Source organism: Desulfogranum mediterraneum DSM 13871 (assembly GCF_000429965.1).
Taxonomy (GTDB): Bacteria; Desulfobacterota; Desulfobulbia; order Desulfobulbales; family Desulfobulbaceae; genus Desulfogranum; species Desulfogranum mediterraneum.
This window is the reverse complement of record NZ_AUCW01000019.1, coordinates 94238-116634: the sequence shown is the minus strand read 5'-3', so window position 1 is coordinate 116634 and position 22397 is coordinate 94238. Positions and strand designations below refer to the sequence as shown.

The 22397-nt window shown below is 58.5% G+C and carries 21 protein-coding genes; 15 read left to right on the top strand and 6 right to left on the bottom strand.

Features of this window, described 5'->3' with window-relative positions:
• Nucleotides 1-29: 29 nt before the first annotated feature.
• Nucleotides 30-2111: a TRAP transporter permease gene (locus G494_RS0110565; RefSeq protein WP_028584525.1), complete on the bottom strand. Its 2082-nt coding sequence runs from the start codon at nt 2109-2111 to the stop codon at nt 30-32.
• 209 nt (nt 2112-2320) lie between these two features.
• Entirely contained in the window at nt 2321-3289 is a 969-nt protein-coding gene (locus G494_RS0110560; RefSeq protein ID WP_028584524.1) for a TAXI family TRAP transporter solute-binding subunit, read from the bottom strand.
• Nucleotides 3290-3545: 256 nt separating this feature from the next.
• Here G494_RS0110560 and G494_RS22865 point away from each other — a divergent pair, with 256 nt between their 5' ends.
• The 7 genes from G494_RS22865 to G494_RS0110530 all read left to right on the top strand — a co-directional run bounded on the left by G494_RS22865 (nt 3546) and on the right by G494_RS0110530 (nt 8897).
• Entirely contained in the window at nt 3546-3836 is a 291-nt protein-coding gene (locus tag G494_RS22865) for a 4Fe-4S dicluster domain-containing protein (protein WP_051305593.1), read from the top strand.
• A complete protein-coding gene (locus G494_RS0110550) occupies nt 3826-4968 on the top strand; it encodes a 2-oxoacid:acceptor oxidoreductase subunit alpha (RefSeq protein WP_035246157.1) in 1143 nt (380 codons plus the stop codon). Before G494_RS22865 ends, G494_RS0110550 begins: the two co-directional genes overlap by 11 nt.
• Before the next feature lie 12 nt (nt 4969-4980).
• Nucleotides 4981-5823, top strand: coding sequence for a 2-oxoacid:ferredoxin oxidoreductase subunit beta (locus G494_RS0110545; protein WP_028584522.1), 843 nt, complete (start codon nt 4981-4983; stop codon nt 5821-5823).
• Nucleotides 5820-6422: a 2-oxoacid:acceptor oxidoreductase family protein gene (locus G494_RS0110540; protein ID WP_028584521.1), complete on the top strand. Its 603-nt coding sequence runs from the start codon at nt 5820-5822 to the stop codon at nt 6420-6422. The genes G494_RS0110545 and G494_RS0110540 overlap by 4 nt, the downstream gene beginning before the upstream one ends.
• A 1-nt stretch (nt 6423) precedes the next feature.
• Nucleotides 6424-6999 carry a flavodoxin family protein gene (locus G494_RS0110535; protein ID WP_028584520.1) on the top strand — a complete coding sequence of 192 codons (576 nt, stop codon included), beginning with the start codon at nt 6424-6426 and terminating at the stop codon, nt 6997-6999.
• Between the two features lie 501 nt (nt 7000-7500).
• Nucleotides 7501-7671 (top strand): zinc-ribbon domain-containing protein, encoded by a 171-nt coding sequence (locus G494_RS28090; RefSeq protein ID WP_153305835.1) that lies wholly within the window; start codon nt 7501-7503, stop codon nt 7669-7671.
• A 158-nt stretch (nt 7672-7829) separates the two neighbouring features.
• Complete coding sequence (locus tag G494_RS0110530; RefSeq protein ID WP_028584519.1) at nt 7830-8897, top strand: hypothetical protein; 1068 nt, start codon at nt 7830-7832, stop codon at nt 8895-8897.
• Here the strand turns inward: G494_RS0110530 and rlmN are convergent.
• From rlmN to G494_RS0110510, 4 genes are all read right to left on the bottom strand, one after another.
• Nucleotides 8894-10000, bottom strand: coding sequence for a 23S rRNA (adenine(2503)-C(2))-methyltransferase RlmN (gene rlmN, locus G494_RS0110525; protein ID WP_028584518.1), 1107 nt, complete (start codon nt 9998-10000; stop codon nt 8894-8896). The two genes, G494_RS0110530 and rlmN, sit on opposite strands and share 4 nt — an antisense overlap.
• A 2-nt stretch (nt 10001-10002) precedes the next feature.
• Nucleotides 10003-10872, bottom strand: a complete 870-nt coding sequence (locus G494_RS0110520) for a radical SAM protein (RefSeq protein ID WP_028584517.1) — start codon at nt 10870-10872, stop codon at nt 10003-10005.
• 138 nt (nt 10873-11010) lie between these two features.
• The gene (gene serC / locus G494_RS0110515; protein ID WP_028584516.1) at nt 11011-12093 is read right to left on the bottom strand and encodes a 3-phosphoserine/phosphohydroxythreonine transaminase; all 1083 of its coding nucleotides are present in this window, start codon (nt 12091-12093) and stop codon (nt 11011-11013) included.
• Nucleotides 12094-12128: 35 nt separating this feature from the next.
• Entirely contained in the window at nt 12129-12587 is a 459-nt protein-coding gene (locus G494_RS0110510; RefSeq protein WP_028584515.1) for a tRNA (cytidine(34)-2'-O)-methyltransferase, read from the bottom strand.
• 525 nt (nt 12588-13112) lie between these two features.
• On the opposite strand from G494_RS0110510, the gene G494_RS0110505 reads away from it, so the two are divergent.
• The 8 genes from G494_RS0110505 to miaB all read left to right on the top strand — a co-directional run bounded on the left by G494_RS0110505 (nt 13113) and on the right by miaB (nt 22397).
• Nucleotides 13113-14354, top strand: coding sequence for an aspartate kinase (locus G494_RS0110505; protein ID WP_028584514.1), 1242 nt, complete (start codon nt 13113-13115; stop codon nt 14352-14354).
• 6 nt (nt 14355-14360) lie between these two features.
• On the top strand, nt 14361-15953 hold the full coding sequence (gene cimA, locus G494_RS0110500) for a citramalate synthase (protein WP_028584513.1): 1593 nt from the start codon (nt 14361-14363) through the stop codon (nt 15951-15953).
• A complete protein-coding gene (locus G494_RS0110495) occupies nt 15937-16416 on the top strand; it encodes a ComEA family DNA-binding protein (RefSeq protein WP_028584512.1) in 480 nt (159 codons plus the stop codon). Before cimA ends, G494_RS0110495 begins: the two co-directional genes overlap by 17 nt.
• The gene (miaA, locus tag G494_RS0110490; RefSeq protein ID WP_028584511.1) at nt 16413-17384 is read left to right on the top strand and encodes a tRNA (adenosine(37)-N6)-dimethylallyltransferase MiaA; all 972 of its coding nucleotides are present in this window, start codon (nt 16413-16415) and stop codon (nt 17382-17384) included. The genes G494_RS0110495 and miaA overlap by 4 nt, the downstream gene beginning before the upstream one ends.
• Nucleotides 17377-19101, top strand: coding sequence for a single-stranded-DNA-specific exonuclease RecJ (gene recJ, locus G494_RS22860; protein ID WP_051305592.1), 1725 nt, complete (start codon nt 17377-17379; stop codon nt 19099-19101). Before miaA ends, recJ begins: the two co-directional genes overlap by 8 nt.
• 210 nt (nt 19102-19311) lie before the next feature.
• Nucleotides 19312-20754 (top strand): adenylosuccinate lyase, encoded by a 1443-nt coding sequence (purB, locus tag G494_RS0110480; RefSeq protein WP_028584510.1) that lies wholly within the window; start codon nt 19312-19314, stop codon nt 20752-20754.
• A 30-nt stretch (nt 20755-20784) separates the two neighbouring features.
• The gene (locus G494_RS22855) at nt 20785-21018 is read left to right on the top strand and encodes a DUF4911 domain-containing protein (protein ID WP_161629969.1); all 234 of its coding nucleotides are present in this window, start codon (nt 20785-20787) and stop codon (nt 21016-21018) included.
• An 8-nt stretch (nt 21019-21026) separates the two neighbouring features.
• On the top strand, nt 21027-22397 hold the full coding sequence (miaB, locus tag G494_RS0110470) for a tRNA (N6-isopentenyl adenosine(37)-C2)-methylthiotransferase MiaB (RefSeq protein ID WP_028584509.1): 1371 nt from the start codon (nt 21027-21029) through the stop codon (nt 22395-22397).

Genomic DNA, 22397 nt, shown 5'->3' with positions numbered 1-22397 from the left:
GCAGAAAAGCTCGTCATGGTTCAGGGCCATCAAACAGAGGCCGCCTCGACGGCCGGCTCGACCCGGGGTATCCTGGGCCGCTGCATCAGGTAGAGCAAGCCGTAGAGGGCCAGACCGATCAGGTAGGTCCAGTAGCGCTGCTCATGGGCCATGCCCAGCCAGGATGCGATCTGATCCGGTCGCATCAGGATAAAGGTGACACAGAGAAAGAGCGGCACCTCCCAGGCCTTGTTCCTGGCCACAAACCAGCCCTGGGTGGCCGAGGCAAAGGCAAAGTTGCCGATACAGGTCATCACAAAGATCAGGATCCCCTGGCTCCAGGAGAAGACGTTGTGGAGGATCAGATCGGTGTTAAAGATGAACATAAAGGGCAGGATGGCGGTGCGGATGTCATACATGAAGCCCTGCACCCCGGTCTGGATGGGCGGCGACTTGGCGATGGCAGCCGCGGCATAGGCGGCCAGCCCCACCGGAGGGGTATCGTCGGCCAGGATCCCGAAGTAGAAGCAGAAGAGGTGGGCTGCCATCAGGGGAACGATGAAGCCCTGCATCCCGCCCACGCTGACGATGGCCGGGGCGGTCAGCGAGGCCATCACGATATAGGTGGCCGTGGTGGGCAAGCCCATGCCGATGATCAGGCTGGCCAGGGCGGTGATCACCAGCATCAGGACCACGTTGCCCATGGAGAGGACATCGATGATCTCGCTGATCAGGTTGCCCAGGCCCAGGGCCACAACCCCGACGATGATGCCTGCCGCCGCGGTGGCCAGGGCCACGGCCACCATGTTGCGGGCGCCTGAAGCCAGGGCCTCCAGGATGTTGAGGCAGGATCGTTTCAGCCCCTGGACCAGGGAGGTCTTCTCCTGGTAGGCCCGCAAGGGCTCCTGGATGAGCATGATCACCAGCATCACCATGATGGCATTAAAGGCAGCCAGCTCCGGTGAGTGGCGGACCACGATCAACTCATAGAGCAGCATGGCCAGGGGAATCAGGTAATGCACCCCGCTGAGCAGGGTCTTGAAAAAGGGGGGCAGTTCACTCTTGGGCATCCCCCGGATCCCCAGTTTGGAGGCCTCGATGTGGGAGATGAAGAACAGGGCCGCATAGGAGGCAAAGGCCGGGACAGCCGCGGCCTTGACCACCTCGATGTAGGGCACGTTGACGTACTCGGCGATGATAAAGGCCGCAGCCCCCATGATCGGGGGGGCCAGCTGACCGTCGGTGGAGGCGGCCACCTCAACGGCGGCAGCCTTGGTGGCCGGGTAACCGACCTTCTTCATCATGGGGATGGTGAAGGTGCCTGTGGTGACGATGTTGGCGATGGAGGAGCCGGAGACCAGGCCGGTGAGGCCCGAGCCCATGATTGCGGCCTTGGCCGGCCCGCCCTTGAAGCGTCCCAGCAGGCTCAGGGCAAGCTGGATAAAGTAGTGGCCTGCTCCGGCCTTGTCCAGCATGGCCCCAAAGAGGACAAAGAGAAAGACAATGGTGGCCGAGACATCCAGGGGAATGCCGTAGATGCCCTCGGTGGACATGGTCATCTGGCCGATGAAGCGGTCAACCGAGGTCCCCTTGAAGGCGATCAGGTCGGGCATGTAGGGGCCAAGGAAGGCGTAGGCAATAAAGCCGGAGGCAATAACCGGCAGGGCCGGACCGATGGTTCGCCTGGCCGCCTCCAGGAGGATGGCCACCAGGGAGAGGCCGATGACGATGTCCTGGGTGGAGGGGCTGCCGTAGCGGCCGGTCAGTTCCTCGTAGTTGAGGACCAGATAGAGGGCGCAGTAGGCGGCAAAGGCGGCCAGTACCATATCCAGCAGGGGTATCTTCTTATGTTCGGCAAAATATTTCAGGCCGAAGCAGGGCTTTTTCAAGACAGGATAGTTGAGAAATACCAGGGCCAGGGCAAAGGCAAAATGGATGGCCCGGATATAGGTGGAATCAATCAGCAACCACTTGGGCAGGGCCAGCTGGAACAGGCTCCAGCAGATGGCAACAAAGGGGATGATATATCGCTGCCAGCCATCGGGTCTGCGGCCGATACCTTCCTCTTCTTCGGCCATTCTGCGGGCTTCATGGAAGCCATCTTCAACTTTATCAATGCGGATCTTACTCATCAACGCGTTCCTGTTGCTAATGTTTGCGGTAAGTGACGTCTGCTGCTGTGGTCCCGGGGACCGGACGATGGTTGGTACTCCGGAAGATTTTTGGGGGCCGGAATACAGGTAAACAGGGGAGGGGCGTTGTTACGCCGGTCAGATCACCGGCAGGGAAAACGGGGAGACCCGGCAGGGACTGGAGCCCCTGCCAGGTGGCTAACCAGGTCCTACTTCAGGCCTGCTTCCTTATAGTACTTCATCGCACCGGGGTGAATCGGTGCAGAGAGACCCTCGAGCATGGCCTCCTTGGTCAGGGTGGAGTAGGCAGGATGCAGCTTCTTGAACTCTTCAAAGTTCTCAAAGACTTCCTTGGTGATGGCGTAGACCACCTCATCGGGAACCTTGGCAGAGGTGATCAGGGTGGCCTTTACCCCAAAGGTGGGCACATCCTTCTCATTCTGGGCCCCAGGGTACATGGCGACAGGGATAAAGGTCTTGGCATAGTAGGGGTGGCTGGCCAGGAGCTCATCCACATGATTGATGGAGACAAAACGGACCTTGCGCGCCCCGGAGGTGGCCTCCTTGATGGCGCCGTTGGGATGACCAACGGTGTAGAAGAAGGCGTCGATCCGGCCATCCTGGAGCAGGCTGGGTGCTTCCGAGGCCTTGATTCCTTCCACTGTCAGGTCTTTCTCCGGATCAATATTGACCGCAACAAAGGCATCCTGGGCGTTCTGGCGGTGGCCGGAGCCGGGATTACCGATGTTCACCCGTTTTCCCTTAAGCTCGACAATGTCGTGGGCGCCGGCGTCAACTGCGGCCATCAGGGTGACGGCCTCGGGATAGATGGAAAAGACCGCCTGCAGATCTTCCTGGGGGCCCTTGTCCTTCCATTCTGCCAGGCCCTTGATGGCCTGGAACTGACGATCAGACTGCGCCACTCCAAATTCCAGATCGCCGTTCATCACGGCGTTGATGTTGAAGACAGAGCCGCCGGTGGACTCCACGGTGGCCCGGATGCCGTACTCTTTCTTCTTCTTGTTGACCATCTTGGCAATGGCACCGCCAGTGGGATAGTAGACCCCGGTAATGCCGCCGGTGCCGATGGTGACGAACTGGGTTTTAGCCTGGGCCACGGTGACACTCATCAGCATACCGGCAGCCAGTGCGATGGAACAGAACAGTCCTTTTTTCATTCATCCCTCCGTTTGTTGTTTGTTGCACAATTCGCCTAGTTTAAACACCCTGTTTTTTATATAAGACTCTTGCAGTCATTACAAGTTAATCTTGAGAAAATTACCAAGGAGAGAGGCGCCTGGCTGTGGTCGAGAAAGTCTTGCAATTTCCGGATAGAACCTGTATGCCGGAGGACAGATACAGGGTGGTGGAATGCCCCGGGGCAGGATGCCTTGCTCTTTACTCTTTTCTCTTTCGAGTTGGGATACTAAGACAATGACAGAAAAAGAAAAAAAACCAGCCGTTACCAAGAAGGACCCTCCAGCCAAACCACCGGTTAAGAGGAAGAAGCACTATGAGATTGCCTTCTACCGTGACTGGTGCAAGGCCTGCGGCATCTGCATGGCCTTTTGCCCCAAACAGATAATCAGTGCCGACAAGGCAGGGAAGCCGGTGATTAAGGAACCGGAGAAGTGTATCGGTTGCCGTTTCTGTGAGATCCACTGTCCGGATTTCGCGATTACGGTCTCGGAAAGCCGTCCCAAGAGGAGGAAAGATGATGTTTAACCAGGAGAGCAGACGCCTTCTTCTTCAGGGCAACGAGGCCATCGCCCATGGGGCCCTGGCGGCAGGGTGCCGATTCTTTGCCGGCTACCCCATCACCCCGGCCACCGAGATTGCCGAGTTGATGGCTGCAGAACTGCCCAAGGTGGACGGCACCTTTATCCAGATGGAGGATGAGATCGCCAGCATGGCCGCCATCATCGGCGCCTCCCTGACCGGGGTCAAGTCCATGACCGCCACCTCTGGTCCCGGCTTCTCCCTGATGCAGGAAAACCTGGGTTACGCCTGTATCGCCGAGGTGCCCTGCGTGGTGGTCAACGTGATGCGGGGCGGCCCCTCCACCGGCCTGCCCACCTGTCCCTCCCAGGGTGATGTCCAGATGGCCCGATGGGGCACCCACGGCGATCACCCGGTGATCGTCCTGGCCACGTCCTCTGTCAGCGATTCCTTTTCGATCACGGTCAAGGCCTTCAACCTCTCCGAACAGTACCGGGTCCCGGTGATCCTGCTCTCCGATGAGGTGGTGGCCCATACCAGGGAATGCGTCCAGCTGCCGGAGCAGAAGACCATCAGGGTGGTGGACCGGATCCGTCCCAGTGTCCCCCCGGACTGGTACAAACCCTACGAGGGCGATACCCGCGGCGTCCCCCACATGGCCGCCTTTGGCGATGGCTATCGTCATCACGTCACCGGTCTGGTCCACGATGAGTATGGCTTTCCCACCCAGAGGCCCAGCGAGGTGCTCCAGTTCCAGCAGCGGCTGACCAAGAAGATCACCCGGGGCTTTGCAGATATCATGATCACCCGGGGTTTCATGCTGGAAGATGCCGAGGTGGCGGTGATCGCCTACGGTTCTGTGGCCCGTTCGGCCCTGAAGGCGGTGGAAGATGCCCGTAAACAGGGGGTCAAGGCCGGCCTGCTCCAGCTGATCACCCTCTTTCCCTTCCCGCGCAGCCAGGTCACCCCGGTGCTTGAGCAGTGTCGGGCGGTGCTGGTGCCGGAGATGAACATGGGCCAGATCAGCCGGGAGGTGCAGCGGGTCAATCAGAACAGATGTGTGGTTGCCAAACATAACCGGATTGATGGTCAGTTCATCACTCCCAACGAAATCCATGGGCACCTGATCAAGCTTTAAGGAGAACCAACCATGTCAGTTTCTGCACAGGCAATACGACACGAGTATCTACGCCATAACAAAAAATTTCCCCATGTCTGGTGCCCCGGCTGCGGCAACGGGATCGTCATGGCCGCCCTGCTCCGGGCTGTTTACCGGATGGAACTGAGCAAGGACGAGGTGGTCCTGGCATCGGGTATCGGCTGCTCCGGACGGATGCCCACCTATCTCGACTTCAACACCCTCCACACCACCCATGGCCGTGCCCTGACCTATGCCACCGGGGTCAAGCTGGCCAACCCGGCCCTGAACGTGGTGGCGATCATGGGGGATGGTGACGCCACCGCCATCGGCGGCAACCACTTTATCCATGCGGCCCGGCGCAATCTCAACCTGACCGCCATTATCATCAACAACTCCATCTACGGCATGACCGGTGGGCAGTACTCGCCGACCACCCCCTTTGGTTCCACCTCAACCACCTCACTCTACGGTCACATAGAGCACGCATTTTCCATTGCCGAACTGGCCGTCACTGCCGGGGCCTCCTTTGTTGCCCGGGCCACGGTTTTTCACGGCGAACTGCTCGACCGCTTGATCGAACAGGCCATGGAGAAACGCGGCTTTGCGGTGGTGGAGGTGATCTCCAACTGTCATGTCCAGTACGGTCGACGCAACAAGCTGGGCAATGCGGTGGAGATGCTCCAGAGCTTCAAGGAGAACTCGGTCACCGTGACCAGGGCGGCCAAGCTCTCTGCCGAGGAGCTTGAGGGCAAGACGACCGTAGGGGTGCTCACCGATCGCGAGATGCCCATCTCCACCGAGGAATACCAAAAAGTCCGTCAGCGGGCCAGTACCACCAAGGGGAAGGTATGAAAACACTCAAACCGATTATTGACAGATATGAACTCCGTTTCAGCGGCTCCGGCGGCCAGGGATTGATCACCGCAGCCGTGGTCTTTGCCGATGCTGCAGGCACCTATGACGGCAGGTACGTCTGCCAGACCCAGAGCTACGGCCCGGAGGCGAGAGGCGGCAAGTCCAAGGCCGAGGTGGTGCTCAGCAACAGCCCCATCGACTATCCCAAATCCCTGAATCTGGACCTGTTGTTGGCCATGAATCAGGCGGCCTGCGATGCCTACTTCTTTGACCTCAACGCCGATGGCCTGCTCCTGGTGGATTCCACCCTGGTGGACCAGTACCCCACCAGCCGGATCATTGCCATCCCCTTTACCGAGATCGCCAAGGAGGAGTTGGGCAGAGAGGTGGTGGCCAACATGGTGGCCCTTGGCGCCGTGGGCCGGCTCTGTGAACGGGTCGACCTGAACAACCTGGAAAAGGCGCTGCTCAGCCGAGTTCCCAAGGGAACGGAGTCGCTCAACAGTAAGGCGCTTCAGCGCGGCATCGAAGAGGCTGAGAAGATCAATCTTGCCGAGCTGCCCCGTTCCATCATCAATGAAGAAGAGGAGGTGTAATATGAAAGTTGTGGCCTTTAACGGCAGTGCCCGCAAGAACGGCAATACCGCCATGCTGGTGGGCTATGTCTTCGAAGAACTGGAGAAGGAAGGCATCGAGACCGAGTTGATTCAACTGGCCGGGGAACATCCCCATGGCTGTATCGCCTGTTACCAGTGCTTCAAGAAGAAGAATAAACAATGTATCGTTGACCTGGACTGTATCAACGCCTGCATCGAGAAGATGGATGCGGCCGACGGCATTCTCCTGGCCTCGCCAACCTACTTTGCCGATATCTCCACCGAGATGAAGGCCCTGATCGACCGTACCGGAATGACGGCCAGGGCCAATGGCGACCTCTTTCAACGCAAGGTAGGTGCCGCCATCGTCGCCCGCCGTCGGGGCGGCGCCATCCATGCCTTTGACACCATGAATCACTTTTTTACCATCGGCCAGATGATCACGGTGGGCTCTTCCTACTGGAACATCGGTGATGGGAGGGAAAAGGGCGAGGTAGCGGACGACAGGGAAGGCATCACCACCATGCGCGACCTGGGCAGGAACATGGCCTGGCTCTTGAAAAAGATCAAGGGCTGAGCCGGCCGGCATCCGCCCGTTCCTCTCCCTGACAGGGATGGGCGGATTGGTCACGGCAGGGTCCTTGTTCCCCCTGCCGTGATTGCTGCGCTCACGCACCCGGATCGCAGGCCTTTGCGACCACCAGGGTTCCATTTACATTTTCGTATTTTGGTTATATACTGGTGGAGAATGCCTTACCCCTGTCCCGAACAAGAGGGTGCTTTTAAAGATGAGATTTTTCGATCACGACCAAGGCATGGCGTATTTTTAAGCGCAGGCAACAACCGATGTTCCGAGGATACAATGTACGCCATAGGGTAGAGATTGGAAGAAGAGGCAACTTTTCAAGGTGGCCGGAAGTGGAGGAGAGCTGTTTAGCCGCCTGTTTGAGCAGACCACTCCGGAATGGCTCAGGGGCTGGCTGTTTTTCCCGCTGCTCCGAAGGCTGCAGTGAACTGATCCTGATCGGTATAACTCAAGGTTCAAGACAACCGCCAATCCCGGAGAGAGAGGGACAACATGCTGGTAATCTGTGAAGAATGCTCCAAAAAATATAACATTGATCTGGCGATGATGAAGAGCGACCAAGCCCGCTTCTCCTGTTATGAATGCGGCCATATTATTGTGGTCAAAAGGCCGCAATCACAGCCGCCAGAGCCGAGCGAGCCGAAACCCGCGCCCCATAACTGAGCAGAGCTGCGCCGCCGAAGCCTGAAGGGAGAAAGGATAACTCTACTCCAGCAAAGCTGGGAGCCCATGCCTCCTTCTTCAAGATGCCCTGATGAAAACTGTAGCCTGAGCAAGCCATGTTGATCCGAATCCATTTCACCCATACCCTGATCTAACGGATGCTACTGCCCAAAGAAACCCCTTTTTTAGAGGGGCTCAACAGCTACTACCTGCACCTGGATAAGCTGATCGAGCATCTGCAGGGAGAACTTGGTGCCGGAGGTATCCACGGCAGGGCTGTTTCCGGGGAAATTCTGATTTTTTTTGATGAACACCAGATCATCCGGATCCTGAGCAAGGGACGTGACGCCAAGATCGATATCTGCCAGGACCTTGCGCCCATTCATCAGCTCTTTCAGCAGGCCACCTTTACGATCACTATCTTTGCCCTGGCCGCCAATGCCGTTTTTTTCTGGGGTCAGATGCCCGCCTTTCAACGGGCCAAGTCTGCATTGAAGTCCGTTGAGATTCCCCTGCCTGATCTCATCTTCCGACTTCGCCAGAAACTCTTTTCCGGTTTTATCGAGGTGCAGATCAATAACAGGGAAGAGGCAGGCTTGTTGTTCTTTCACCAGGGAGAGCGCATCGGCGGTTCCTACTCCTGGGGCAAGGGGGGGATGAGCACCTCGGACGATGATTACAACAGCCTCTTGAGCAGGGTCCAGGCCAATGAGGGAGTCTTTACCTTTGGCTCCTACCTGAAAAAGGAAGAACCAAGAGAGGCTGGTGCCCAGGTCAATCCCCAGGAGCAGAGCGAGCCGGCAGCGCCGGTGTCCCAGGCCGCTTCTCCGTCATCCCCAGCAGTCGGCAGCGCTCCTCCCGCTGCCAAGGTGGTCAATCCGGTCTACTCGCGACTCCGACCGGCCTTGGAGGAATTCCTCTTTCTCTTTGTCCAGACCATCCAGGAACAGGGTGTGGCAGATCCGCTGGCTGAACTCAACACCCATATCAACTCACAGTTGGACACCTACCCCTTTCTCGACCCCTTCATGGGCTACTTTGAATACTCCAAGGGCGTGGTCAAGTTGTCCGCCGACGCACCCAAGATCAAGCTGGCCAGGGGGCTGATCAACTGTTGCTGGACCCTGGTCCGCGGTCATAAGGCAGAAACAGCCTTCAGGACGAGGCTGGCGACCATGCGACATCGGGCGATCCTGGCGGATCGAAATATCCAGGTGGAGTTCTAAAGTGAGCCGTCGCTGCTGGCCGGCTCCGGGACGGTGAGCGACTCTGCCGCATCCTCACACCACTCCTGCCCGGCCAGCTGGCCGCAGGCCGCCGAGATATCGTCGCCTCTGCTCTGGCGAATAAAAACCGTAAAACCTTGATCGCGCAGGATCTTCTGAAAGGCGAGCATCCGTTCCCGACCAGGGTGCTGAAACGCGTCCCCTCCACCACTGTTTACAGCCAGCAGGTTGATCTTGCAGGGCACTCCACTGAGGAGGCGGGCCAGCTCTTCTGCCGTTTCCCTGGAATCATTCACCCCTCTGAGCAGGGTAAACTCAAACATGATCCGCTGGCGCTTCTTCTGGGGATACTGCCTGCAGGCCTCGATCAGTTCGGCCAGGGGATATTTTTTATTGATCGGCATGATCTGATCCCGCTCCCTATCGTCCACGGCATGCAGGGAGATGGCCAGGTTGACCTTGGTCTGGGTTCCCAGTTGGTGCATCTGTGGAACCAGGCCGCAGGTGGAGACCGTGATCCGGCGTGAGGAGAAGTCCAGGCCCCGCTGTTCGGTGAGCAGCGAGATGCTGTCCATCAGGTTGTCAAAGTTGGCCAGGGGCTCACCCATGCCCATGAACACCAGGTTGGAGAGCTGACCCATATTTCGCTGGAGCATCCAGTCCCGGACCGCACAGACCTGGTTGATGATTTCGGCGGTGGTCAGGTTTCTGCGAAAACCCATCTGGCCGGTCAGACAGAAGCTGCAGCCCATGGCGCAGCCTGCCTGGGAGGAGACACAGAGGGTGTTGCGATCCTCCTCAGGGATCAGTACCGACTCGATCACCTGGCCGTCTGTCAGGCGAAAGGCGAACTTGACTGCGCCGTCTCTGGAGGTTTGGATGATGGCCCGTTCAAACCTGCTCATGTGAGCGGTCTGACTGAGCACGGCCCGGAACTTCTTGGCCAGGTCGGTCATCTGCTCAAAGGAGGTGATCCCCGGTCGGTAGATCCAGGCCAGCAGCTGGCGGCCGCGAAAGGCCGGCTGGCCGAGGGATTCGACAAAACGGACCAGCTGGTCCTGGGTAAGGTTTTTCAGGTCGGTAAACTCAGGTGGGTGATTCATGTCTAAAGCAATCGCTGCTGTTCTTCTTTGAGGTGGAGGGTGCCTGCCAGGGCCCGGTCAATGGTGGCCAGCATGGCGGCCTGATCTTTGGGCAGCCGTCCGCTCAAAGAGAAGTAGTTGGAGGCATGGTTGGCCTGAAACTGGGCCCGCTCCAGGTGCAGCCCCTGGAGAAGGGTACGGAGTTCTCGAAAGAGCTGCTCCTGGTCCAGGGGCTGAAAGGTGCCGGCCTTGAGTTTTCGCTGGAGCGGGGTGTTGGCCAGAATCATCAGGGTCAGGACCGCGACCTGGTTGGGCGCCATGGTATTGAGCACCTCTGCCGTTGCCCGGGCATGGGCAAGGGAATCGCGGACTCCGCCAATGCCCAGCAGGCAGGTCACCGAGAGAAACATCCCGGCCCGGCGCACCCTGTGGGCAAAAGAGATCATCTGTTCACTATCCGCACCCTTGGCAATGGCCTTCAAGGTGGGATCATGGCCGCTTTCCAGGCCCAGATAGAGACGACTCAGGCCCAGCTGGCGATAGCGAGCCAGCTGGGCGTCGCTCTTTTCGTCGATGTTGCGGGCGCCGGCATAGGAGGCCACCCGTCTGACCCAGGGCAGCCGTTCTCTGATCTCGCCCAGGAGCCGCACCAGGACCTGATCCTCCAGGGCCAGGGCATCGCCATCGGCCAGGAAGAGGGTCTTCTGGCGGCTGCACCAGCGGGCGGCAAAGTCGATATCAGCGCTGATGGTGGCCCAGGGCTTGAGACCGAAGCGCTTATCGCGGTAGGCTCCGCAGAAGGTGCAGCCATTATGGGAGCAGCCGGTGGTCACCTGGAGGATGATCGAGTTGGCCTCACTGGGAGGGCGGATAATGTCTCCCTGATAGTCCATGTGGGTACGCTGAAAGAAAGAAAGGTTACTCAAAAGAGGGGCGGGCTGGCCTTGCGGTGAACTTGAAAAGGGTGGTCAGGCCGGGGACGGCGGCATGGAGCAGGCCATGCCGCCGGACAGCTCGGCTTCAGGTAGCCTTCAGCCGTGCTTCCTGGCAAAGTCTGCCATGAAGTCCACCAGCTGCTCAACCCCCTGCTTGGGGAAGGCGTTATAGATCGAGGCACGGCAGCCGCCGATGGAACGGTGGCCCTTGAGGCCGTCGAGGCCAAGGGCAGCCGCCTCGGCAATGAACTGGGCCTCGAGCTCAGGGGTGGGCAGGTTAAAGGCCACGTTCATCAGCGAGCGTGAGGCCTCTTCGGCATGACCACGATAAAAATCGCTTGAATCGATGGCCTGGTAAAGCAGCCCAGCCTTGTCCTGATTGATCTTTTCAATGGCCGGAATCCCGCCCAGTTCCTTGAGCCAGTGCATCACCCGACCCACACAGTAGATGGGGAAACAGGGAGGGGTGTTGAACATGGAGCCCTTATCGGCATGGGTCTGGTACTTGAGCATGGTCGGCACCTGCTCACCCGCGGCTGCCAACAGGTCTTCGCGGATGATCACCAGGGTTACCCCGGCAGGTCCGATGTTTTTCTGGGCACCGGCAAAGATGATCCCGAATTTTTCCACATCCACGGGCCGGGAAAAGATGTCTGAAGACATATCAGCCACCAGCATCACCTCCTTGTCCGGGAAGGTGGGGAACTGGGTGCCGTAGATGGTGTTGTTGGAGACCAGGTAGAGGTACTCAGAGGCACTGTCGACGCTGTACTCGGACTCCAGGGGGACCCGGTTGAAGGACTGCTCCTCACTGGAGTAGGCCACCTCGATCTCTCCAAAGAGCTTGGCCTCTTTGATGGCCTTCTTGGACCAGGTACCGGTGTTGAGGTAGGTGGCCTTCTTGCCGCCGGTCAGCAGGTTCATGGGGATCATGAAGAACTGGGACGAGGCACCGCCCTGGAGAAAGAGTACCTTGTAGTTGTCGGGTACGGCCAAGAGCTCCCTGATGCCCTGCTCAGCCTGGTCGGCGATGGCCATGAACTCCTTGGAGCGATGGCTCAGCTCGATCAGGCCGATCCCCTTGTCATGGTAGTTGACGATATCAAGGGCAGCCTCCTCGAGCACCGGGTAGGGGAGGGTGGCTGGTCCTGGGCTGAAATTATATATCCGGTCAGGCATGATATTCTCCTTGTGATAGTTGGGATGACGGAATATTATTCGCTGATTTGGCGCAAGGCTTCGTACAGTACTATGCCTGAGGTCATGGCCAAGTTGAGGCTGCGGATCTTGGGATTACTCATCGGAACTGTATAACAACGGTCATGGTACAGCGCAAGAATTTCTTCCGGCAGCCCCCTGGTCTCCTTGCCGAAGATCAGGCGTGCGCCAGGGACAAAGGGGGCCTGGGTGTAGGCCTGATCCGACTTGGTGGTCAGGAAAAAGAGGTCGTTTTCGTCCTGCTCCGCTAAGAAGGCCTCAAGACTCGGCCAGTGGTTGATGCTCACCTGGTCCCAGTAGTCCAGGCCGGCACGTTTGAGATGCCTGTCGTCAACGCTGAAGCCCAGGGGGTGGACCAGGTCCAGAACCGTGTCCGTGGCTCCGCAGAGTCGGGCGATGGATCCGGTATTTGGTGGTATTTCAGGCTCAACAAGCACAATGTGTAAGGGTCTCATGGTGTTTTTCCGCCGATATGGGGTACCTTGAAGCGTGTGGTTTCTCGATCAGGGCCAGGCCCGGGAGATTTTTTTATAGGCATATAACGATGTTCCGCGGCTGAAACTTCACCCTTAAGGCCCAAGGCCGGGATTGGAAGAAAAAACAACTCTTCAAGCCAGCCGTAAAGATGATTGAAGACAGGTATGTACAAGATATCGATTGAGGTTGCAAATTTAAAAAATCGTCTTACATTCTTGGTTTGCTTTTCTCTCCGCTCCGCCTATCCTGCAGGATGGCACTGTTCTCACGATCTCCTGCAGCGAGAGGAGCTTCGGGACGGGCCGCAGCCGGCTGTCAGCCGCTGAGCGCGGTGAGCCACAGCCGGCTGCAGAGGGAAAGAGGGTGTACAGAACAGGACACTCCGCTCGCCCGGGCATGATCGTTAGTCGCCGGCTTCAGGACGGCTTCGGCCCCAGAGCAACTGTTCAAGATGCCCTGACATTCGACAAGAGCTATTCTCTTTTTCATTCCAGGTTTAAAAAATGGCACTTATTGTTCAAAAATTCGGGGGGACTTCCGTTGGCTCGGTGGAGAAGATCCAGGCGGTCGCCCGGCGGGTCATTGCCCAGCATAACAAGGGCAACCGGATGGTGGTGGTGCTCTCGGCCATGTCCGGGGAGACCGATCGCCTGACCGCGCTGGCCCACGCCGTCCAGCCCCGCCCCAGTACCAGAGAGATGGACATGCTGCTCTCCACCGGTGAACAGGTCACCATCGCCCTGTTCACCATGGCGGTCAAGGAGGCGGGAGTCGACGGCATTGCCCTCTTGGGCGATCAGGTCTCCATCCATACCGATGACGTCCACACCAAGGCGCGGATCAAAAAGATCGATCCCCACCTGATCAACCAGCATCTGGATGAGGGCAAGATTGTTACCATTGCCGGTTTTCAGGGAGTGGATGAGAAGGGTAATATCACCACCCTGGGGCGCGGCGGTTCCGATACCACGGCCGTGGCCCTGGCTGCCGCCCTGGAGGCGGATGCCTGTGAGATTTTCACCGATGTCGAGGGGGTCTATACCACCGACCCCAATATCTGCACCAAGGCGCAGAAGATCAACAGGATTAGTTATGATGAAATGCTGGAGCTGGCCAGTCTGGGAGCCAAGGTGCTCGATATCCGGGCAGTCGGTCTGGCCAAACGGTTCAAGGTTCCGGTTCATGTGCGCTCAACCTTTACCGATACCATCGGCACATGGGTAGTTGAGGAGGAAAAAATTATGGAATCCATCCTGGTGTCAGGTATCACCTATAATAAGAACGAGGCAAGAATCACCATCAAGAAGGTGCCGGATCTGCCCGGAACCGCGGCCCGGATCTTTCTTCCCATCTCCGATGCCGGCATCCTGGTGGACATGATTATCCAGAATACCAGGGACGGCCAGATGACGGACATGACCTTCACCGTGCTCCGCAACGACTATGAACGGGCCATGGAGATCGTCACCGAGGCGGCCCGGGAGATAGGGGCCGATGCGGTCACCGGAGATCAGCAGATTGCCAAGGTCTCCATCGTGGGCGTGGGCATGCGCAACAACTCAGGTATTGCCTCAACCATGTTTCAGATCCTCTCAAAAGAGGGGATAAATATGATCATGGTCTCCACCTCGGAGATCAAGGTCTCCTGTATCATCGACGAGAAGTATACCGAACTCGCCGTCCGTGCGCTCCACGATGCCTTTGCCCTGGACAAGAACAACATGCCTGCCGAGGAAACCAACTGATTGACCATGACGCATCCGATAGAGATCTATGACACCACCTTACGCGACGGAACCCAGGCGGAAAACTTCAACCTGTCGGTCGAGGACAAGGTAAAGATCTGCCTCCAACTCGACCGCCTGGGGGTGGATTATATCGAAGGCGGCTGGCCTGGATCCAATCCGCTTGCCATTGATTTTTTCAAGAGCATGAAGCAGGTGGAGCTCAAACATGCCCGCCTGACCGCCTTTGGTTCCACCCGCCACTTTCAGAATCCGGCGGACAAGGATGCCAACCTCCAGGCCCTGCTGGAGGCCGGGACACCGGCGGTGACCATCTTTGGCAAGAGTTGGGATATTCATGTCACCGAGGCCCTGCGCATCGGTCTGGACGACAACCTGGAGCTGATCCAGGACTCCCTGGCCTACCTCCGTCCGCGGGTGGAGCACCTGCTCTACGATGCCGAACACTTTTTTGACGGCTTCAAACACAATAAGGAGTACTGTCTGGCCACCCTCGCCAGGGCCGTTGCCGGCGGAGCTGAGACCCTGGTCCTCTGTGATACCAACGGCGGCACCTTGCCCCAGGAGATCCCTGCCATCATCACCGAGGTCCAGGCCTTCATGGAGCGCCAACCCCGTCCGGTGAAGCTGGGCATCCATGCCCATAACGATTCGGAGACCGCGGTGGCCAACGCCCTGATCTCCGTTGATCTGGGGGTGCGTCAGGTCCAGGGGACCATCAACGGCTTTGGTGAGCGCTGCGGCAACAGTAATCTGACCTCCATCATCCCGGCCCTGGTCTTCAAGATGGGCTGCTCCTGCAAGGTGGGCGAACGGATTGAGCAGCTCTACACCACCTCCAGGCTGGTGGACGAGCTGGCCAACCTGCCCCATGACCAGTACCAGCCCTATGTGGGTGAGTCCGCCTTTGCCCATAAGGGCGGCATCCATGTCAGCGCGGTCCAGCGCAACCCGCTGACCTATGAACACATTGAACCGGAAAAGGTGGGCAACATCCGGAGGATCCTGATCTCCGACCAGGCAGGGCGCGCCAATGTCCTTTCCAAGGCTCGCAAGTTCGGGGTACCCATCGAGGCGGATGATCCCCTGATGTCCTCCATCATCTCGGAGTTGAAGAACCGGGAAAACCTGGGCTATCAGTACGAGGCGGCTGAGGCCAGCTTTGAGCTCTTGATGCGTTCCACCCTTGGCCTGCAGCGCAGGTTCTTTCAGCTGGAGGCATTTCGGGTGATGAATCACAAGTACTCCATGGATAAACAGCCCTTTACCGAGGCCACCATCAGGCTCCATGTGGGCGGCAACGAGGTCCACACCGCGGCCATGGGGGAGGGGCCGGTCAATGCCCTTGACTCTGCCCTGCGCAAGGCCCTGACCCGCTTTTATCCCAGCCTGGAGGACATGGAACTGGTCGACTACAAGGTCCGGGTCCTGACCGGTGAGTACGGAACCGGTGCCAAGGTCCGGGTCTTGGTGGAGAGTAAAGACCTCCATGACCGCTGGGGCACGGTGGGGGTTTCGGTCAACATCATGGAGGCCAGTTGGCAGGCCCTGGTGGACAGTATCAACTACAAGCTGCTCAAGGATGAGAAGAACAGGTAAAGCCGGTGGACTCCAGGGGAGGGGAGAGCTGGAACCTGCTCCCCGGGATCGACGCTTACTGCTCCTGCTCGGCTTTGCTGCCCTGGTGCTGAGCTGCTCCCTGGGTTCCGGGCTGCGCCCTGATCCCAGCCAGACCAACTGTTACTCCTTTGCCGGCGGCCGACTGCAGTTGGTCTCCCCAGAGGACAGCCCGTGCGCCGCCGCCGGCTTGGCCGGCATGGGTCCGGAGAGTGAACTCTCCCCCAGGCTGGCCTTTTTTTTCCAACAACCCTTTGCCATCAACCATGCCAACAGGTCGGATCTGCAGTTGCTGCCCGGGATCGGACCTCAACTGGCAGAGCGGATCCTGGTGTTTCGTCGGAGTCAGGGGCCCTTTGCCTCTGCCGACGACCTCTGCGCTGTCCCCGGGATAGGGGAGAGATCTGCCGCCATCCTCACCCCTATGCTGGATTTTAGCCCATGACTGCATCTGAACGACGCATTACTACTCCGGTCATCGTCCTGGTCGGCCCCACGGCCATCGGCAAGACGGCCTTATCCCTGCGGTTGGCCGAACAGTTCGGCTGCGAGATTATCTCCATGGATTCCATGCAGGTCTATCGGCGGATGGATATCGGCACAGCCAAGGTCACCCCTGAAGAGCAGGCCCAGGTGGCCCACCACCTGATCGATATTCGAGATCCCGATGAGCAGTACGATGCGGCCTCCTTTGTCAGGGACTGCCTGGACAGCATAGAGGCCATCGCCGGGCGGGGACGGATCCCGCTTATCACCGGCGGCACCGGCCTCTACCTCTCCAGCCTGATCCATGGCCTCTTTACCGAAATTCAGGTGGATGAGTCGGTCCGGGAGCAGGTGAAACAACGGCTGCACCAGCAGGGCAGGGCGGCACTCTATGCAGAGCTGATGGAGGTCGATCCTGCCTCGGCCCAGCGGATTCATCCCAATGACACCCAGCGGCTGATCCGCGGCCTGGAGATCTACCAGGCCAGCGGTATTCCCTGGTCCGAGCATCTCCGCCGCCAGCGGCAGGGGGCCAAGGATTACAGCTTTGATCAGCTGCTCCTGGTGGGGTTGACCACGGAACGGGAAAAACTCTACCAACGTATCGGCCTGCGCACCGAGATCATGATGGAAAGCGGCTTGATTGAAGAGGTGCGGGGGCTCCTGGCCATGGGCTACCACGGCGGCCTCTCCTCCATGCAGGCCATCGGCTATCGCCACGCCGTTGGTTACATCCAGGGGCTGTACAACCGGGAGCAGGCCGTAGAGACCCTGATCCGTGACACCCGCAGGTATGCCAAGCGACAGATGACCTGGTTCAAGCAGTATGAGCAGATGCGCTGGTACCGGGTCGATAGCCCTGACGAGGTGGTACGGGAGCTGAGCAGCGCCCTGGAGACGGCTGCGGGCAAGCAGGATAATGACTGACCCCAGGGGCGCAGTCACCGATTACCAGGGACTTGCCAGGAGATTCAACCTTCCAGCAACCCTGGCAGAGATCCTCTGGCAGCGTGGTTTTTCCACGGAGCAGGAGGTGGAGCACTTCCTCTATCCCGATTTTTCGTGCCTGCCGCGGCCCGAGATGATGGCTGGGATGGCCGAGGCGGTAGGGTGCATCGCCCGAGCCCATGAGGCAGGGCGCGAGATCATTATCCATGGAGACTATGATGTGGACGGGATCACCGCCACCGTGCTCCTGGTTCGATTTTTCAGCCTGTTAGGGATCAGCAGTCACTATTATCTGCCCAACCGTCTGACCGAACGGTATGGGCTTACCGTGGAATCGGTTGAGGCCATCCGCCGACAGTTTCCCGGTGATCAGCAGCTGCTGATCACGGTGGACTGCGGGGTTACCGCCTGTGAGGCCGTTGAACATGCCCGAGACCACGGCTTTGAGGTGGTGATCACCGATCACCACGAACCGGCCGAGCAGCTGCCCCGGGCAAACGCGCTGCTTAATCCCAAGCAGGGGGGCTGTTCCTTTCCCTTCAAGCAACTCTCCGGGGTCGGGGTCGCCTTTTTTCTGGTAGCGGCCCTTCGACGCCACTTCATCGAACTGGGGCTGTGGAGCAAGCAGAGCGAAATCCCCAATCTCAGGCAGTATCTGGACCTGGTGGCCCTTGGCACCATAGCCGATGTTATGCCGCTGGTGGCAACCAACCGGATCCTGGTCAGGGCCGGACTGGAGGTACTCAACCAGAGGCAGAGGGTCGGACTGCGCGCCCTGATGGAGCAGTGCAACATCCATCCCCGCGATCGGATGGTGCCTGAAGATGTCTCCTACAAGCTGGCACCACGACTCAATGCTGCCGGCAGGATGGGCAAGGCCGAGGTCGGGGTCGAGCTCTTTCTCTGCAGTGATCAGCACCGGGCCAGACAACTGGCAGGAGATCTGGAGGGCTTCAACCGGCAGCGAAAACAACTGGAGCAGGATGTTCTGACTGAAGTTTTTGCCGAATGTGCCACCAGAAGAGCCGACGGAGCCCAGGGGCTCGCCATCTACCACCCGAGCTGTCACCCGGGGATTCTGGGGATCGTCGCCTCAAGGGTGGTCGACAGGTTCAGCTGTCCGGCCATCGTGGTTACCAGGGAGAGCGAGGCCGACGGGAGCGTGATCTTCAAGGGCTCGGGGCGCTCTGTGCGGGGCTTTAATCTGCACCGGAAAGTAAGCAGTTGCAGGGACTGCCTCAAGAACTTTGGAGGTCATCCCATGGCCATCGGCTTAAGCCTGGACCCTGAACGCTGGCCCGATTTTGTCCTGGCGTTTGAGGCCGGCTGCGACCAGGAGCCGGCCTTGGTGCCGGCGGCTGAGACGGCCGAAGAGTATTGTCTGCAACAGGATCAGGAGATCTTTAGCGACGAGTTTTTAAGTAAGCTCCAGCTGTTTCAGCCCTTTGGCGAGGGTAACCCGGAACCCTTGTTTCTGCTCAGAGCGCAGCGGCTCAACAAGCTCAAGGATATCCGGGGCCATTTGAAATTTTCCCTGAGCCGCGACACGGGTCCGTCCTTACCCGGAATCGGTTTTTTTCTAGGCGAAAAGATCGACCAGGCTCAACAGGGACCGGTTGACCTGGTCTTTAAGCTCAAACGCTCGTTCTTCAGAGGCGTTCAACGAAAAGAGATTCAGATGATCGCCATGCGCTAGGATGCTGAGCATCGCCCCGAAACAGCCGGCAGCCCTGGAATCAGGGACGATATGGGGGGCGATATCCCTGCTGTGCGACCAGAGTAACCACAGTTAAAACTTAACATAATATATATTATGCGACATTCGGTATCGGGCCAAAGCCATGATCAGGACCCTGATCATGGCTTTGGCCCTGCTGATCCGTTGCACTAACCCTTAAGGAATCCCATGAACAGAGAAATTTACCAGGAACCACTCGTCTCCCGCTACACCAGCAAGGCCATGCAGGAACTGTTCAGTGAACAGTTCAAGTTCAGTCACTGGCGCAAATGCTGGATCGCCCTGGCCGAGGCCCAGCATGAACTGGGACTGACCGCTGTCACTGCTGAGATGATAGCCGAACTCAATTCCCATGCTGCAGACATCAACTTCGAGGTGGCTGTTGCCAAGGAAAAAGAGATTCGCCATGATGTCATGGCCCATGTCTTTGCCTATGGTCAACAGTGTCCCCTTGCCGAGCCGATCATCCATCTGGGCGCTACCTCCCAGTTCGTGGTCTGTAACACCGACCTGACGGTTCAAAAACAGGCCCTGAAACTGGTGAAGAAGTCCCTGCTCAAGGTCATCCAGAACCTGGCCGCCTTCAGCGGGCAGTATAAAGACATGGCAACCCTGGGATTTACCCACTACCAGGCTGCCCAGCCCACCACCATCGGGAAGAGAAATACTCTCTATATTCAAGATCTTATAATGGATTTCGAATATGTTGAACATCTGGAGCAGCAGATCAAGGCCCGGGGTGCCAAGGGCACGGTCGGCACCCAGGCCACCTTTATTGAACTCTTTGGCGGTGACCATGCCAAGGTGCGCGAGTTGGATCGCCGGGTTGCTGAGAAACTGGGCTTTGATGCCACCTTCAGCGTCACCGGCCAGACCTACCCTCGCAAGCTGGACATGAAGATCAGTGAGACCCTGGCCGGGATCGCTGCTTCGGCCCATAAGTTCGGCGTCGACCTCCGGCTGCTCTCCAACCTCAAGATGCAGGAAGAGCCCTTTGCCAGCAAACAGGTGGGCAGCTCTGCCATGGCCTACAAGAGGAACCCCATGCGTTCCGAACGGATGACCGGCCTGGCACGTAAACTGATGGGCCTGCCCGCCAACTTTGCCGCCACCGCTGCCAACCAATGGTTCGAGCGGACCCTGGATGACTCTGCCATCCGGAGGATGGACCTGGCCCAGGCCTTTCTCCTGGCCGATGCGATCTTAAAGCTCTATATTAACATTAGCAGCGATATGGTTGTTTATCCGAATCAAGTGGAAAGGTATCTTCGCGAAGAGCTCCCCTTCATGGCCACGGAAAAGATCCTTATGGCCTGTGTTGAGCGCGGTGAAAGCCGTCAGGAGATGCACGAGATCATCCGGGATCACTCGGTGGCGGCCGGTGCTGCGGTCAAAAATCATGGGCTGGTCAACGACCTGCTGGAGCGGCTGGGCCGTGACGATCGGGTGCCCTTTGACCAGGGCGAGCTGGATGGTCTGCTGGGCAACTACCAGGAGTTCACCGGTCGGGCCAGCGAGCAGACCCAAGAGTATCTCCAGGAGGTGGTCACGCCTCTGCTGGAGGCCAACAAAGACGATCTGGAAGAGATCGATTCAACCTTAACTGTGTAGCGTATCCCATTGAACAATCATCATTTTCCTTTGGACAGCTACAGTTTTTTCCTTCGCATCCGCAAGGAAAAGATCGGCTGGCTGAAGTTTATCCTGGAAGGCTATGACAACATGGCCACCATCTCCACCATCTCTGTGAGTGATGGCCTGGTACGGATCTGGACCACAGGGGCGGCCCTGGGCGAGGTGTTCGCCCTGTTGGCCGCCCTGGCAGGTGAACTTAGCCCCTACCCGGCTCCGGCCGACTCCCCTTCCCTTTCGTGAGCTTTACCATGCATAGCAAGACCCTCTATATCAAAACCTTTGGTTGTCAGATGAACGAGCGTGACTCGGAGATCATCGAACAACTCCTGGCCCAGGATGGCTACCTGGCCGTGGATGGGGCAGACAAGGCCGATGTGGTCATCCTCAACACGTGCAGCATTCGCGCCAAGGCCGAGCAAAAGGTCTTCAGTCTCCTGGGGCAACTGAGGGAGCAGAAGCAGCTCCGCCCAGGGATGCGCATCGGCGTTGCCGGCTGCGTGGCGCAACAGGAGGGGGAGAAGATCTTCAGCCGGATGCCCCATGTCGACTTCATTGTCGGCACCCAGCAGATCTATCAGCTGCCCGAGATTCTCCAGCGGCTCGACCAGGGGGCCACCAGCCATGAACTGGCCACCGATCTGGATGCCGCCTTTGCCATCCCTCCCTTCCAGCAGCTGCTTACCCACCAGCCGCCGGCTAACCCGGAAGGCTTCAGGCGCTTTGTCACCATCATGCAGGGCTGCAACAACTACTGCAGCTACTGTGTGGTGCCCCATACCAGGGGCCGGGAGGTCAGCCGTCCGGTGGCCGATATCCTTGAAGAGGTGGAAATCCTGGTCAGTCAGGGAATAAAGGAGATCACCCTGCTTGGCCAGAATGTCAACTCCTACGGGATGACCAATCCGGTGGCCGAGACCCCCACCTCCTTTGCCCGGCTCCTCCGCCTGGTGGCAGCTGTGCCCGGACTCAAGCGACTTCGCTTCACCACCTCCAACCCCAAGGATCTCTCAGCAGAGCTGGTCGCCTGTTTCGGTGAGCTGGACAACCTCTGTCCTCACTTTCATCTGCCGGTGCAATCAGGTTCCAACCGGATCCTCCGGCTGATGAATCGCAAGTACACGGTGGAGGAGTATCTGGAAAAGGTTGCTGCCCTGCGAGAGCGCTGTCCGCAGATCGCCCTGGCCACCGATATGATCATCGGTTTTCCCGGAGAGTCTGAGGCCGACTTTGAGGCCACCATGGAGCTCCTGCGCACGGTGCGTTACCACGGTTCCTTTTCCTTTAAGTATTCCGATCGCCCCCACGTCCGCTCCGCAGAGTTCAGCGATAAGGTCGAGGAGAGCGTCAAGAGCGAACGCCTTGCCCGCTTCCAGGGACTCCAGGATCAGATCAGCCTGGAGAGGAACCAGGAACAACTGGGACAGGAAGTGGAGGTCATGGTTGAGAGCGCCCAGTCCGAGATGTGGAAGGGACGAACCACCACCAACCATATCGTCCACTTTCCGGCTGCAGCACAGCCACATCAGCCCGGGGACTGTCTTCTGGTGCGCATCGACCATGCAGGCAAGCACTCCCTTAGGGGGAACATCGTCGTCCCTGAAGCCGAGATAGATCACTGA